Source organism: Parabacteroides sp. FAFU027 (assembly GCF_022808675.1).
Classification (GTDB): domain Bacteria; phylum Bacteroidota; class Bacteroidia; order Bacteroidales; family UBA7332; genus CAXXIC01.
The window spans coordinates 201017-215565 of record NZ_JAKZKV010000004.1 but is presented as its reverse complement, the minus strand read 5'-3'; the positions used below and the strand labels follow the sequence as shown (position 1 = coordinate 215565).

At 43.2% G+C, this 14549-nt stretch carries 11 protein-coding genes; 3 read left to right on the top strand and 8 right to left on the bottom strand.

What is annotated here, in order from left to right; translation table 11 throughout:
• Nucleotides 1–80: 80 nt before the first annotated feature.
• Nucleotides 81–1118 carry a hypothetical protein gene (locus tag MLE17_RS08275; protein WP_243348298.1) on the bottom strand — a complete coding sequence of 346 codons (1038 nt, stop codon included), beginning with the start codon at nucleotides 1116–1118 and terminating at the stop codon, nucleotides 81–83.
• A gap of 202 nt (nucleotides 1119–1320) precedes the next feature.
• Nucleotides 1321–1986, bottom strand: coding sequence for a hypothetical protein (locus tag MLE17_RS08270; RefSeq protein ID WP_243348297.1), 666 nt, complete (start codon nucleotides 1984–1986; stop codon nucleotides 1321–1323).
• A gap of 743 nt (nucleotides 1987–2729) precedes the next feature.
• Between MLE17_RS08270 and MLE17_RS08265 the strand changes: the two genes are divergently transcribed.
• The gene (locus tag MLE17_RS08265) at nucleotides 2730–4814 is read left to right on the top strand and encodes a M48 family metallopeptidase (protein ID WP_243348296.1); all 2085 of its coding nucleotides are present in this window, start codon (nucleotides 2730–2732) and stop codon (nucleotides 4812–4814) included.
• Nucleotides 4815–4893: 79 nt separating this feature from the next.
• On the opposite strand, the gene MLE17_RS08260 is transcribed toward MLE17_RS08265, so the two are convergent.
• Nucleotides 4894–5094, bottom strand: a complete 201-nt coding sequence (locus tag MLE17_RS08260; RefSeq protein WP_243348295.1) for a winged helix-turn-helix domain-containing protein — start codon at nucleotides 5092–5094, stop codon at nucleotides 4894–4896.
• A 313-nt stretch (nucleotides 5095–5407) separates the two neighbouring features.
• On the opposite strand from MLE17_RS08260, the gene MLE17_RS08255 reads away from it, so the two are divergent.
• A complete protein-coding gene (locus MLE17_RS08255) occupies nucleotides 5408–6919 on the top strand; it encodes a GH3 auxin-responsive promoter family protein (RefSeq protein WP_243348294.1) in 1512 nt (503 codons plus the stop codon).
• Here the strand turns inward: MLE17_RS08255 and MLE17_RS08250 are convergent.
• Both MLE17_RS08250 and mnmA read right to left on the bottom strand, forming a co-directional pair.
• Entirely contained in the window at nucleotides 6912–8216 is a 1305-nt protein-coding gene (locus MLE17_RS08250; RefSeq protein WP_243348292.1) for a polysaccharide deacetylase family protein, read from the bottom strand. The two genes, MLE17_RS08255 and MLE17_RS08250, sit on opposite strands and share 8 nt — an antisense overlap.
• A gap of 55 nt (nucleotides 8217–8271) precedes the next feature.
• Entirely contained in the window at nucleotides 8272–9315 is a 1044-nt protein-coding gene (gene mnmA, locus MLE17_RS08245) for a tRNA 2-thiouridine(34) synthase MnmA (RefSeq protein WP_243348291.1), read from the bottom strand.
• A gap of 226 nt (nucleotides 9316–9541) precedes the next feature.
• Between mnmA and cysS the strand changes: the two genes are divergently transcribed.
• Nucleotides 9542–11017 carry a cysteine--tRNA ligase gene (gene cysS / locus MLE17_RS08240; RefSeq protein ID WP_243348290.1) on the top strand — a complete coding sequence of 492 codons (1476 nt, stop codon included), beginning with the start codon at nucleotides 9542–9544 and terminating at the stop codon, nucleotides 11015–11017.
• A 401-nt stretch (nucleotides 11018–11418) separates the two neighbouring features.
• Here the strand turns inward: cysS and MLE17_RS08235 are convergent, their stop codons facing one another.
• The 3 genes from MLE17_RS08235 to MLE17_RS08225 form a co-directional block, all read right to left on the bottom strand.
• Nucleotides 11419–12864 (bottom strand): ammonium transporter, encoded by a 1446-nt coding sequence (locus MLE17_RS08235; protein ID WP_410795609.1) that lies wholly within the window; start codon nucleotides 12862–12864, stop codon nucleotides 11419–11421.
• Between the two features lie 39 nt (nucleotides 12865–12903).
• Nucleotides 12904–13248 carry a P-II family nitrogen regulator gene (locus tag MLE17_RS08230; protein ID WP_243348288.1) on the bottom strand — a complete coding sequence of 115 codons (345 nt, stop codon included), beginning with the start codon at nucleotides 13246–13248 and terminating at the stop codon, nucleotides 12904–12906.
• A gap of 111 nt (nucleotides 13249–13359) precedes the next feature.
• A complete protein-coding gene (locus tag MLE17_RS08225; RefSeq protein WP_243348287.1) occupies nucleotides 13360–14076 on the bottom strand; it encodes a hypothetical protein in 717 nt (238 codons plus the stop codon).
• Nucleotides 14077–14549: the final 473 nt, after the last annotated feature.

The window sequence follows — 14549 nt, the reverse complement described above, 5'->3', positions numbered from 1 at the left end:
TTAAATAGCCTCCAATTTTAAGAACACAATAATAGAATGTGATCTGGTAATAAAAATCTCCAAAATCAATATTCTATCAATTATTCCATGACAGATGAAATATAATAAACAGCAATAGTTCTTCTATTCAACAACTTTACTAAATAAGAATCCATGCCATCACCACTTCCAATTGTTATATATGCATTTCTTCCATTCTCAATAATTTCTATATTATTGTATCTGCTATGAGCTACATATTCCGCTTTGATTAGTCCGACAATTAATTTATAATCCTTTCTGATGGAGGTTATATCTGTTTTGAGTTTAAATATATTGCCATTCAGTTTTGAATAATTATATGCAACCGGATAAGGATTTGGGAATTCATATCCTTGAGCAAAAGGATATGATTGTTCTCTTTTCAACTCCTCAACTAAAGAATTATCAAAACCTTTGATCTTCATATAATGTAAAGCTTCGGCAATCTGAAATGCAGTAAAATGACAATCTACGTAAAGATCAGAAGGTTTAAACTTCATAGATTCTTCAAATGAAATCTTCCGTCTTTCCTCAAATGTCAAATATTTCTTTTTGGGTGCTTTTTTCATTAACCGGATCCAGGTATAATAATCCCTTTTCAAGCGTTGGATGATTCGGGGGGATTTGTATTTCACAAGAATCTTGAGATAACTGCTTAAATCATTATACATATAATATAATGTATCGGATTTTATAAACTTGGGAACCCGACAATAATATTCAAATATTTTTCTCCCTGCTTCCGGATTATAAAATTCATCTGCGATCTGAAGTGTATATTTAGGCAAATCAAATGTGTGAATTTCTGATCGCTGGTAATGTCTTCCATAAAATCCTTTAGCAAACTCTATCTCTATTAACTTTGACGCATACATAGAATCTACTATTGCCAGTTCAAAAGGATCAATATATTTACGAATTGCTGCTATCCCTTCTTTCTTACCAACATTAATAAGATTATCTGTATTAAACATTTTCACTTTTTCTGGCAGAGCCGAATATTTAGTAACTGGCGACGCTGAATAAAGTAATGGCTGTAGTATCGTTAAGAATGTAATTATCACAAGAAAAAAATGCAAGGAGGTAAATGTTTTCATGAATATTTGAATTAGATTTCGCAATCACACAAATGGATAGTGTAATATCCTTTTAAACTGAAATAATCTATAAAGAGAAACGTCTTCTAAATTAGAACATTTTAATCAAGCTCTAAATCGACTCCCTATAAAAGAGAATTCATTCCCCCGGCCCCTACAGCCCGGAGGAATGAATAAATCCAAATTAGCAGGGAAGCTCCTTCTATCCCACTATAGTCGCACTGATTACGCTGCTCCACGGGCCGCGTTCGCCACGGGAATTCACCCAGCGAAAACGATAGTAAACAATCTTTCCCGCATGCTTACCCTCGAAGTTGATGGTAAAAGGCGTTGCTGTACTGGTAGCCACAAAGATCATTTCCGACTCATCCGTTGGCGATGCACCATCAATCTTGTAATAGATTTCGCAACCATGAACTCCTGTTGGTTTAGCCTTGCTGCGCGGAGTGCTTTCATCAAAGAAATGAAGCAAATGCTGCAAACGGACAGAGAAATCAATATTTCCCACGGGAGCACTGGATGGCTTAGGAGTAGCCGTGCGCGTGGTTGATTTTACAGACAATCCCATGCGTATGCGATCGCTGTCAGTTACTTTGGTATTGCTCGCCAGCCATTGTGCAATGAAAGTGCGCAATACTTTGTCATATCCCTTGCGGGCGTCTTCTTTAGCCGCCACATCGGCGGAGGTCCGGTTCTGCTTATTGCTTGCTTTGGCAAAAGCAGTTTTCCAAAATGACTGAGCGTCAGTAACCTCTTGGACATCCTCTGTAGGAATACCCCAACCGGCTGCGCTCGCCAATACAATCAAAACCAAATTGTCCTGCCAAATATCATATTCGGCGTCGGACTGAGGAATGTAATCTGCCATTTCTTAGCTTTTAATTGAGTTAAACATATATGCAACTATAATACAGACACTTACAAACATATCATAATAGATTTTTCTTTTGACTATTTACTTTGATTCCCGGGGGTAAAACTTTGATTCCCGGGAGTAAAACTTTACCGCTTAAGAATAAATGCTTGCCGCTTAAGCGGGAAACTCTGATTCCTGAGAATAATTCTTTCCCGCTTCGGAGTAAATCTTTGTCGCCTGAGTGTAAATGTTTCCGGCTTAAGAAGGATTCATTTCCGCTTAGAGGTAAATGACTCCGGCCAAAGAATAACTCTCTGCCGCTCAAGCATAAAACTTTTATCCCCGAGCCGGATTGTTTGCCGTCTACACCGGAATCTTTTATTCTTTAATTGCGGACTATTTTGCCTGTAAATAAATACGTCATTAGTAATTATTCCCCTCTTCTATTAAAGTAATAGCGTATGCTGCTTTAGTAGAAAATATTCATATTCAAATGGAAAGCATAAAGTGTGTTTTATACAAATACTACACACAGACTTTAAACATTCATTTCATTCGCAAATCTATTAAATTATTTTTCAAATCAAACAACACATCATACAAATATTAATTTCATCCGATAAAAATCCCGTTTTTGCAAATAAAAACCGAATCTCAAACATAATTTTTATATACATTTGCAACAATACCCATTGTATTGTTGCTATTAATCATTGATATCAGACTATTTAATAATCACATAAAGGACTAATCCGATGAACAACATCCAAGTTTCACCCGAATTCAGGCAATCTGCCTATCGCTCTATCTTATCCATTGGCCTCTTTGCAGTTACCTACATTACATTGATATCGCTGGCCATTATTCTCACCCTGCTCTTTGGCGCTGCCGGTCTTTACCTGATCTGGTTAAAGCCTATGGTGGTCACCATCATGGGGGGAATCGGACTAATCAGCGCAGGGATCCTCATTCTCATCTTTTTGTTGAAGTTTATTTTCCAAAGAAATAAAACAGATTACTCTAACCTGATTGAGATTAAGCCTAAACAAGAGCCGGCTCTATTCAAACTGATCAGTGAAGTGGTAAATGAGGTGCAGACTCAGTCCCCCAGAAAAGTATATCTCACACCCGAGGTCAACGCGGCTGTATTTTACAGTTCATCCTTCTGGAGTATGTTTCTTCCCGTCCGGAAAAATCTGATGATCGGAGTAGGTCTTATTAACACAACTACTATCGGAGAGTTTAAAGGGATTCTGGCGCATGAGTTCGGTCATTTTTCCCAGCGGAGCATGAAGGTGGGCAGTTATGTAAATAATACCAACCGGGTGATCTATAATATGCTGTTTGAGAATGAGTCATACGTTGATATGGCTGAAATGTGGGCTTCTCACAGCCAGTATTTCGCCCCCTTTGTCTCATTAGCCTTGTGGATTATCAAAGGAATCCAGTGGGTACTCCGGAAAGTTTACCGGATACTCAATCTGAATTACCTGAAACTCTCCCGCGAGATGGAATTTCATGCAGATGAAGTAGCTGCGAATGTTGTTGGCTCCAAAACATTTTCATCGGCTCTGCTTCGACTTGAGCCTTCGGATCAGAGCCTGAACTCTGCCATTAATTACTTCTGTAACCGACCCGGGACTCCTGCCCGCCCCGTCAATATTTTCAGAGTACACCAGACTTTGCTTGATTCGCTGGCAAAACAGAACAGAATCCCCAACCGTCATGGATTGCCTCACATTACGACTCAGAATCTGAACCGGTTTCGCCAGTCAAAACTTCACATCAAAAACAACTGGGACACTCACCCCAACATGTATGATCGGGTCAAAGCAATCAGTAAACTAAATATTCCTCAATTACAACCAGATAATAAACAGGCAAACTCATTACTGAGTGATACAAATGCCGTCCAGGAAAGAGTTTCAGAGGTTTTATTTAATGGGATCGAACTAGAATGGAGCCCATCACCTATCGGTATGCAGGAATTCGAGCAAGAGTTTATCCAACAAGAAAAGAAATTTGAATTTGATGCAATTTTCCACGGATTCTATGATCATTTCAATCCGGCTGATTTTGAAATTATCCCCACTGAGAGACCTGCGAGCGAGAAAACATTCAACGAACTCTTCAGCGATGACTCGATTGACCTGGCGATCGACATTGTATCGCTAACAAATGACATTGAGACTTTGCAGCATATTTCCCAAAATCAGCAGGACATCACAAGCTTCGATTATGATGGAGTGACATTTAAAACGGCGGATAGCATTTCTCTGTCTGACAAATTGAAAAAAGAAGTGGAGGAAAAGAATTCTAAACTGAACCATTTGCTTTCCGAAATCCACGAATATTTCTCTTCACTAGCCGAGCTACAGGGTGAAACAACTTGCTTTAAGGAAAAATACGAGGCACTCATACTCAGAAATAAAGAGTACCATGAAAAGATGGATTATTATACTCAGGTACGAAATGCGACCCAATTCATGAGTCAGACTACTCCGTTTCGGGTAATCGAGGAAAATCTTGAAAAATTCAAACCAATTGAGAAGACCTTTAAGGAGCAGATTGATCTTCTCTTGAATTCATCCACTCACGAGGCAATCATTACAGATGAAATAAGGGCCAATCTCACCAAATACCTGAATAAAAGCTGGAGTTATTTCGAAGTGAACCAATATAGCGACGATGCTCTGGATCTTTTAATCAACAGCTCTAATCAGTATGTGTATATCCTTTCCCAATCTGTCTTCAGGGCTAAAAAGGATTTACTGGACTTCCAGGCTCAACTGGAAAAGCAGCATAAAAAGATTGCCCTTCCAGATTATATCTGCAATTGAGAAGATAAACACCAGATTCTGACACAAAAAAAGAGGAGACCGAAGCCTCCTCTTTTTTTATTCCTTTAGCGGGTTTGAATTAACCTACCAATGACACGTAAACGTCGTCTTCTTTTTCTGCAACGACCAGTTTACCTTCACGAGCTAACCAACCCAGGGCTGCCCATACTTCTTTGTCTTTAAGTTTCGTAGCTTTTTTAAGAGCTTTGAAACCAGACTCACCTTTTTCACTCAGGACTGCCCAGATAGCGCCTGCATTTGTACCAATCAACTCTACCATTTTAAAAACTTATTTGGTTAAACAACTAAGATGACTTTCGATTTTACTCTTTCAGCCGTAAAAATATCTAACTTTTTCTACACAAACAACAATTCCAATCTATAAAATGACCTTAAGGGGCGTTTTTGATTCAATTTCGTTCAAATATTCATGGTATTGCAACAAGTATTAAGCAAAAACCCCATAATAAATTCAATTTCATATTAAGCCCCGGAATAAAGATTTGGGATTCTATCTCCTTTTCACCCAAAACTGTCGGATGGGGTTAAGATTTTCATTGATTTTACCTACATTTGCGATAAAGTCTTAAGCCATGAATCTATCCCAGCTTCTTTTTTCATTACAAAAAAAGAGAATCGACGCCATTGAAGAAAGCTACAAAAACGCTGAAGAACTTCAATTGCGCCAGCTTCTTCATCTGACTCACTTTTCCCAATCTACAGAATGGGGAAAACATCATAGTTACGAACAAATCAGAAGCTATGAAAGTTTTGCTGCTCAGGTTCCCCTGCAGGGATATGATGAAATTAAGCCTTATGTAGAGAGAATGCTGGAAGGTGAAAATGACCTGCTCTGGCCGGGACACACTACCTGGTTTGCCAAATCATCGGGCACGACCAACGATAAGAGTAAATTCATCCCCGTCAGCAGCGAGGCATTGAATGATTGCCACTACCGCGGCGCCAAAGATACGCTGGCCTTTTACGGACACAACCATCCCGAATCGAGACTCTTCGAAGGCAAATCCCTCGTACTGGGAGGCAGCCACAAGATAAGCAGCCAGATTAATCATACTTTCGTGGGCGACCTTTCCGCCATACTGATCCATAATAATCCGGCCTACACCGACCTGATTCGCACCCCGCACCGCGATGTCATCCTGATGGACGAATGGGAAGCGAAGCTGGACAAAATCGTCGAAGTGACCTATCAGCAGGATGTCCGCAGCCTCTCCGGTGTTCCATCGTGGATGCTGGTGCTCATCAAACGGGTGCTTGAAAAGACGGGAAAACAGTATCTGACCGAAGTGTGGCCCAATCTGGAAGTTTTCTTCCACGGTGGGGTAAGCTTCGCCCCCTACCGCGAGCAATACAATGCGTTGATTCCTTCATCTCATATGAGTTATCAGGAGATTTACAACGCTTCGGAAGGATTCTTTGCGCTGCAGAATGACCCTACTGACAACGCGATGCTGTTGATGCTTGATTATGGAGTCTTCTACGAGTTTATCCCTTTTAACGAATTGGAAAATGAGAACCCGACTGCCGTTCCGCTATGGGGCGTGGAGACAGGCAAAAATTACGCGGTGATTATCTCTACGAACAGCGGACTTTGGCGTTATAAATTGGGCGATACGGTGACATTTACCTCCACCAATCCTTATAAGATAAAGATCTCAGGACGAACCAAACACCACATTAACGTCTTCGGCGAAGAGCTGATGATAGACAATGCGGAAAAGGGATTGATGCGCGCCTGTGCGGCTACAGGGGCGGTGGTGAAGGAATATACGGCGGCCCCGGTCTTCATGTCGGCGGCCAACAAGGGAAAACACCAGTGGCTGATTGAGTTTGAGAAAGCGCCTGCATCGGCAGAAGAATTTGCCGGAATCCTGGACAAAGCGCTTCAGGAGCTAAACTCCGACTACGAGGCCAAACGTTACAAAAATATGACCCTCGACCCACTGGAAGTGGATGTGGCGCGGAAAAATCTTTTCCACGACTGGTTGAAACAGAAAGGGAAACTGGGCGGTCAACATAAAGTGCCCCGCCTCTCCAATTCACGCGAATACATTGATGAGCTTCTGGCGATGAACGTCAGATAGAGCGGCCGTATTTCAAAGCCTCTTCAAAGACTGTCTTCCAACCCGCCCACTCATCAATATCCGAAAGGGAATTATTGTGCCAAAGCAGGACAAACTGCCCGTTGACATTGCGGCATTTGTCCACCATCTCTTTGCAGACGGTGAGGCCCTGTTCAGGAGTAAGCTTCTGGTAAAAGTTGAGCGTTCCATCCATAAGAATGGTCGGGTGAATCATCAATAGCGTCTCTTCATCCCGCTCCACATCGTAGAAGAAATGGGGATGGCATGTCCCTGCCCGGAATCCGGGTGATCCGGCATACCCCATCGAAAAATCGCGCTTAATGCCGATATCATTCAACTCCCTGTAGGTATTTGGCATCCGGATTCGCAGGTAGTGATGCCTGCTACATCCCACCGGACTGTGCAAATAATGTTCCAGCTTCGATTTTTCATGCAATATCTCCAGCTTATTAAATGAGGCATGGTAAGAAGGATGAATCCCAATCACATGCGAATGATGCTGCTTTCGCAAATAACAGCGGAAGAAAAAGAGCGGGTAAATCGTGTGCCGGTCATGTTTTCCCAGCGGACCAACGTGAACAAACATGGTGTATTTGCAGCCCAACTCGTGGTGCAATTCATCCAGATATTTAAACTGAAAATAAGGATCCTTCTCCAGATAAAACAATACCCTCAGCATACGGTTGAAGGTCGTCAAATCGAGCTTCATCAGCTTCATCCCCATCTTTGCCAGCATCATCCATTTGCTTTTCCCGAGATAAGCGTAGGGATAGTCCACATCAATGGTGGAAACAAACTGATACTTCGGGGTTCCGATGTGAAGCTCCGGATACTTCTCATGAAGCATCGTCTTGAGCTTCAGCACCCACTCATCTATAACAGGCCGCTGCAGGAAATTATGCTTGTATGCGACACTCTCCCGGTGGTCAAACCGTCCGTGCTTGTCCCATTTCTCGTTATAATACTCCTCATAGCGGGTCATCAGGTAAAATGCCGCACCAAAGAGGTCAAACGGCACATCACCCTGAGGCTCTGGAAATAACGTTGGAAGCCCCTCCCAGTTTCCGACTTCAGGAGCAATAATCTTCACACCTGTCTCCTGTAAAATTCCGGAAGAAGGTATCCAGATTCCGGCTCCGCAATGCTCTTCTGAATAGTTGATAAAGGGCTGGTGCGAAGGCTCACAGGAATCTTGCTCCGAGGTCAGTTCGTAATTTACCTGCAACACGCGGTTGAAGATAAACTTCAGGACAAATTCGATGCGCGGTGTCACCACCGGTGTGTAGATATATAGCATAGAAAAAGGTTTATGGGTCTACTTCAAATATTCTGAGACGCAAAATATTGCGTCTCTACATGCTACTCTCGATGATGCCGCCGCCAATCACGCGGTTCTCCTGATAGAAAACGGCGGATTGTCCTTCTGCCAGCGAATGTTCGCGGTCAATCAGGCGGACGATAGCCTTTCGGTCAGAAAGAAACTCCACGGTACAACGTGCCGATTGCTTCCGGTAACGCACCTTGCAAATCACTTCACCGGCAAAATCTTCTGCCCGGACATAATTGACATCTTTCAAGCGAATCTCCGATTTGTACAATTCATCTAACGGACTGAGGACGATTGTGTTCGATTCCGGCTGAATATCTTTAACAAAAACAGCCTGATTGAGATTTAGCCCCAATCCCCGGCGTTGCCCGACGGTGTAAAACGGAAAGCCGGCATGTTTTCCCAAAAAGTTCCCTTTGGAATCGACAAAGCTTCCGGGTTGGATAGTCTTTAAGTCAACCTTTTGCTTCAAAAAATCACGGTAATCGCCCGGACAAAAGCATACACCGAGGCTGTCCTTCTTTTTCGATATTTTGCGAAAGCCGCGCTCTTCTGCCAGCTGGCGCACAGCGACCTTCGTCATATTCCCCAAGGGTAATACCATGCGACGGATAATATCCTGTTGAAGGCCCCACAGGAAGAAAGACTGGTCTTTGTCCGGGTCGGTTCCGGAAATGATGTAATGGTGGTCTCTGTCACATTCTGTCTGCACATAATGGCCGGTGGCGATGTATTCAATGCCGCGCTCGTCGGCCAGTTTGGCCAACAACGGCCACTTCAGCCAGTTGTTACAAAGCACACACGGAACTGGGGTCTTTCCCTGCAAATATTCATCGATAAAATAGGAGATTATTTTTTCCTGAAAAACATCGGTGGCATCATATACAAAATGAGATATGCCCACCCGTTCCGCCATCTCGGCAGCATCGGCCAAAGCGGCATCAAAATTGGATGAAAGGAAACGAAAAGTCACGCCGGTCACCTCATAGCCGGCCTCTTTCAACAATAGCGCGGAAACGGAACTGTCTGTCCCGCCGCTCATTCCCAGTAGCACGCGTTTTCCCGACATTTCAGCGATTTAGATTAATCATTGGGGCATTTACACTTATCATAAAAGCAAACATAACCATTAATTCGCAAAATCGGTCCGGCAATAATCCCCTCTTAACGAACTTTATACCCATTGCGCATAGCTTACGAATTATAAACGGACGGCGCATTATCCGCCATTCCGTTAGGTCTGATTTCTCCTTAAAAATTTGTACTTTTGCTGCTCAATTCAAGATTTACAAGACATGAATCATCCATTGACTATTTACAATACGATAAAACGCAAAAAGGAGCAGTTCGTTCCGTTGCATGAACCGAATGTAGGAATCTACGTTTGCGGGCCTACCGTTTATGGAGACCCACACCTCGGACACGCCCGTCCGGCGATTACTTTCGACCTTCTTTTCCGTTATCTGAAACACCTGGGTTATAAGGTGCGTTACGTGCGCAACATCACCGATGTGGGCCACTTAGAGAACGATGCCGACGAAGGTGAAGACAAAATCGCAAAAAAAGCAAAGCTCGACCAGCTGGAACCGATGGAAGTGGTGCAATATTACCTCAACCGCTACCACCAGGCTATGGATGCGCTGAACGTGTTGCCTCCAAGCATTGAGCCGCACGCTTCTGGCCACATCATTGAGCAAATCGAATTCGTGAAAAAGATTCTGGATGCCGGTTACGCTTACGAAAGCGAAGGTTCCATCTATTTTGATGTAGAGAAATACAACAAAGACCACCATTACGGCAAACTATCCGGACGTAATATTGAGGAGTTACTCAACACCACCCGTGTACTCGACGGTCAATCTGAAAAACGCAACAGCGCCGACTTTGCCCTGTGGAAAAAAGCATCACCCGAGCACATCATGCACTGGCCTTCTCCGTGGAGCGAAGGGTTCCCCGGCTGGCACCTCGAATGTTCGGCAATGGGAACCAAATACCTGGGAGAAGAATTCGACATCCACGGCGGCGGTATGGACCTGCTCTTCCCGCACCACGAATGCGAAATCGCCCAGTCGGTAGCGGCCCTTGGTAAAGAGACCGTGAAGCACTGGATGCACAACAACATGATTACCATTAATGGCCAGAAGATGGGTAAGTCGCTCGGAAACTTCATTACGCTGGAGCAGTTCTTTTCCGGTGATCATGCCCTGCTTTCGCAACCGTTCAGCGCGATGACCATCCGATTCTTTATCCTCCAGGCGCACTATCGCAGCACGGTGGATTTCAGCAGCGAGGCGCTTGTGGCTTCTGAAAAAGGACTTCAACGTCTGATGGAGGCTTACGAAAACCTCAACAAACTGGTGCCATCAGCGACCTCTACGGTTGATGTCAAAGGTATCCGCGAGAAATGCTACGAAGCGATGAATGATGACCTCAACAGTCCGATCGTCATATCGCACCTGTTTGATGCCACTCGCAGCATCAATACCGTATTGAGCGGTGCGGCAACTATTTCAGCGGAAGACCTGGAAGAACTGAAGGCTGTATTCAACCTCTTCCTGTTTGACATACTGGGCATGACAAAAACAGAAGAGAGCTCTTCTGCAAACCTGGAAGTTTACGGCAAGGCCATCGACCTGCTGCTCCAAATGCGCATCGAAGCCAAAGCCAACAAGGACTGGGCTACCGCCGATAAGATCCGCAATGAGCTGACCGCTTTAGGATTTGAAATTAAAGACACAAAAGAGGGATTTGAATGGAAGCTGAATAGCTGATTCTATTTTCCTTTATATATAAAAAACGAGGGTGTTTGCCGAATGGGCAGACATCCTCGTTTTGCATTGAAATCATCTGGGACGGACTCCGTCCCAAGTAGGACAAAGTCCGTCCTACTTGGGACAGCATTCGTCCGACTTGGGACAAAGGTTGTCCTAACTGGGACAGAAGCCGTCCTACTTATGGCAACGGCTGTCCTACTTGGGACAAGAGCTGTCCTAGTTGGGACGGACATTGTCCTTGATGAATACCTTCCTATTTCCCCAAAAAGCAAAAGCGCCCAACCTCACGGTTAAGCGCCTTCTCATTCAACAAAACTAATAACAGGTATTGCATCAAAAAAACACAAATTGTTTATATCTAATTTCTTTGGATTTTGCATTCAACCTGTGATATTGTATTACTCTTCTTCAGTATAAGCCAACTCGTTGTGTTGGGTAATATCAAGACCCTGAAGTTCTTCAGATTCTGTAGCACGAACACCTACGATAGCATCAGTAACTTTGAAGAGAATAAATGTACATACTGCGGTGTAAAGGATAGTAGAACCAGTTGCAATTAACTGAACTACCAATTGGTGACCGTTACCGAATGCTGCACCGCTGTAAGCAGATTGGATAGCAGGGTTAGCCAATACACCGGTGATGATTGCACCGAAGATACCACCGATACCGTGTACACCGAATGCGTCAAGTGAATCGTCGTATCCCAGTTTCGCTTTTACTACCGCAACCATGAAGAAACAGATAGCAGCTACTAAGAATCCGATAATCATTGCACCAACTACATCTACGAAACCGGCTGCAGGAGTGATAGCAACCAAACCGGCTACAGCACCTGTACAAACACCCACGATGGTCGGTTTTTTGTTAAAGATCCACTCAAGCAAGGTCCAACCCAAAGCAGCAGCAGCAGTTGCAATGTGAGTAGCAAGGAATGCGCTACCGGCAAGGCTGTCAGCAGCCAGACCGCTACCTGCGTTGAATCCGAACCATCCGAACCACAGCAAACCGGCACCGATTGCTACCATCGGAATGTTGTGAGGAGTTGTAGGAACGCCCTGGTAGTTTTTACGTTTGCCAACTAAAATAGCCATTATCAATGCTGCAACACCCGCGTTGATGTGTACTACCGTACCACCGGCGAAGTCAAGAGCACCCATTTTGAACAACCAGCCGTCACCTGACCATACCCAGTGTGCAACAGGATTGTAAACAATAACAGCCCACAGGATAGAGAAAACAAGGAATCCTTTGAATTTCACACGCTCAGCAAATGCACCAATGATCAACGCCGGAGTGATTACGGCAAACATACATTGGAACAGGATGAAAATAATGTGAGGAATAGTACCGATCATCTCAGGTGCTCCGTTAACTATATTACCAGTTGGTTGTGAGTGAGAAATAAAATACGGACTCAAATCAGTAATTTTAATTCCGCGCAGGAATGACCAGTCAAATCCGCCAAAGAATGGTTTCAAAGCAGGAATTGAAGACGTTCCAAACGCATTGCTATAACCGAATGCTACCCATTCCAGACTGATTACAGCTGTCAGGATGAAACATTGCATCAATACGTTCAACACGTTTTTGCGACGTACAAGACCTCCGTAGAACAAAGCCAATCCGGGGATAGTCATCAACAATACAAAAGCTGTAGCCACGATCATCCATGCAGTATCACCTGCATCAACCATTGGTTTAACAGCTGCTGCAACTGGTGCAACGGCCATTTTCATAGAATCTACAGCTGTAGAGTCTGCTGTTTGCGCCATACAAAGCGCAGGGATCGCTGCCAATAATGCAGAAGGCAAAGCGATATATTTAGTGAATCTTCTTACCATGATATAATCTAATTAGATAAATATTTTACTCTTCTTGAATTACTTGTTGTACAATGACTCGTCACCATGATCGCCGGTACGGATTCGAATAGACTGTTCGATAGCTGTAACGAAAATACGTCCGTCACCACTTTCACCGGTATAAGCCGATTTCAGGATGGCATTGATTGATTTCTCAACATTTACGTCACGTACGACAAATGAGATCTGAAGACGATCAATGGTATTCACGTCATACGCCACACCTCTGAAAATCAAACCTTGTTTAGCAGTACCCTGGCCTTTCACATCCCACCAGGAAAGGAAGTCAATATCTGCTTCGTGCAGAGCTTTGCGTACTTCTTCAAATTTATTTTTGCGAATAATAGCTTCAATCTTTTTCATAATCGTATGTTTTTGGGTTATAACCGGTAAGAAGAGGGTCTAAATATAGTGAAAATTCGAATCCAATCACTTATCCTCTCTTTTTACCGGCTATGAATCATGAATATTTTATTAGAATGTAACGCCGAATACCAGGTAAGATTGATCTGCTGCAGGAGCAAGAATACCTTGTACATATACCGGGATAGAATAGGAGTCACTCAATTTTACTGTTTTTGTTGCTTTCAGAGAAATGTTAGTAACCTGAGCACCTGTTTTTAAAGCTCCGCTTTCACTAAGACCTGAATAACCACCTTCCCATGGAGTAACACCAACAGCAGCAGCCATAGCAGTTTCGCCTACACTGAAATTGTAACCAGCCTCAATATAGGTAGAATATGCCTGATCTCCCTTATTGTTCAAATCTCTTTCTCCAGCGAACATTGTATTCCAGGTTAGAGAGAATTTAGGGCCAGCAACACCAACTGTTCCTTCTAGGTAATGACCGCTTTTTCCATCTGATGATTCTTTACTAAAATAGTGATGATTCTGACCACTCCACCAATAATCAGTTACCCCCAGTTTCAAAGCTCCTTTTGTGTAGAAAGCACTAAGGTCAAATTCTTTTGCACCCATTGTTGCAATCTCAGTACTTCCCCAGGCACCGATTGATAAACCTTTGTACCCAACAGACAAAGTTGGCTGTAAAGCCGCGCCTGTTTGATAAACACCACGCCAAACATACGTACTTACCAAATCCCCACCTACAGTCATGGTAGGTTTGTCTTGTGCACTTGCACTCACGAGTCCGCTAATTAAAATAGCGATTGCTAAGATGATCTTTTTCATAACTAAACACATTATTGATTAAACATAAAATATAATACCTGATTTTGCTGAGCCGGCTTCCCCCCGGAATTTTTGAGACTTGTCTGTCTGCAATAAGTACCCTGCCATCTACCTGTCATTACGTCGCCGTATCATCTTTAGCAGTTTCCCTGACCGTATCCGCTGATACTTATCCAATAAACCTTTGTCAATCTTCTTTACCTTTAAACCAAAACCTATCCACAAATATCCATTTCACACATCAACTGGCCAATCGTTGTCGTTTTGTTATTTGTATAATGCAAAATTAGACATTTTGAAATCAAAACCGCCATTTTATATGACATTTATCTCAAATATTTTCATTATCTTTCATTTTGATATTTATCAACACGTATATCTTTCATTTTATCACAATCACAAAGCACATTCTTTCACTATGAAAGTTCAAGAAATACCACTTTCTACCAAATTGTACCATTTAACACATCAAA

Bases quoted from the DNA above. Each gene is read 5' to 3' on its own strand.
- MLE17_RS08275 (WP_243348298.1), bottom strand. From the start codon at position 1,118: ATGAAAACATTTACCTCCTTGCATTTTTTTCTTGTGATAATTACATTC.
- MLE17_RS08270 (WP_243348297.1), bottom strand. From the start codon at position 1,986: ATGGCAGATTACATTCCTCAGTCCGACGCCGAATATGATATTTGGCAG.
- MLE17_RS08265 (WP_243348296.1), top strand. From the start codon at position 2,730: ATGAACAACATCCAAGTTTCACCCGAATTCAGGCAATCTGCCTATCGC.
- MLE17_RS08260 (WP_243348295.1), bottom strand. From the start codon at position 5,094: ATGGTAGAGTTGATTGGTACAAATGCAGGCGCTATCTGGGCAGTCCTG.
- MLE17_RS08255 (WP_243348294.1), top strand. From the start codon at position 5,408: ATGAATCTATCCCAGCTTCTTTTTTCATTACAAAAAAAGAGAATCGAC.
- MLE17_RS08250 (WP_243348292.1), bottom strand. From the start codon at position 8,216: ATGCTATATATCTACACACCGGTGGTGACACCGCGCATCGAATTTGTC.
- mnmA (WP_243348291.1), bottom strand. From the start codon at position 9,315: ATGTCGGGAAAACGCGTGCTACTGGGAATGAGCGGCGGGACAGACAGT.
- cysS (WP_243348290.1), top strand. From the start codon at position 9,542: ATGAATCATCCATTGACTATTTACAATACGATAAAACGCAAAAAGGAG.
- MLE17_RS08235 (WP_410795609.1), bottom strand. From the start codon at position 12,864: ATGGTAAGAAGATTCACTAAATATATCGCTTTGCCTTCTGCATTATTG.
- MLE17_RS08230 (WP_243348288.1), bottom strand. From the start codon at position 13,248: ATGAAAAAGATTGAAGCTATTATTCGCAAAAATAAATTTGAAGAAGTA.
- MLE17_RS08225 (WP_243348287.1), bottom strand. From the start codon at position 14,076: ATGAAAAAGATCATCTTAGCAATCGCTATTTTAATTAGCGGACTCGTG.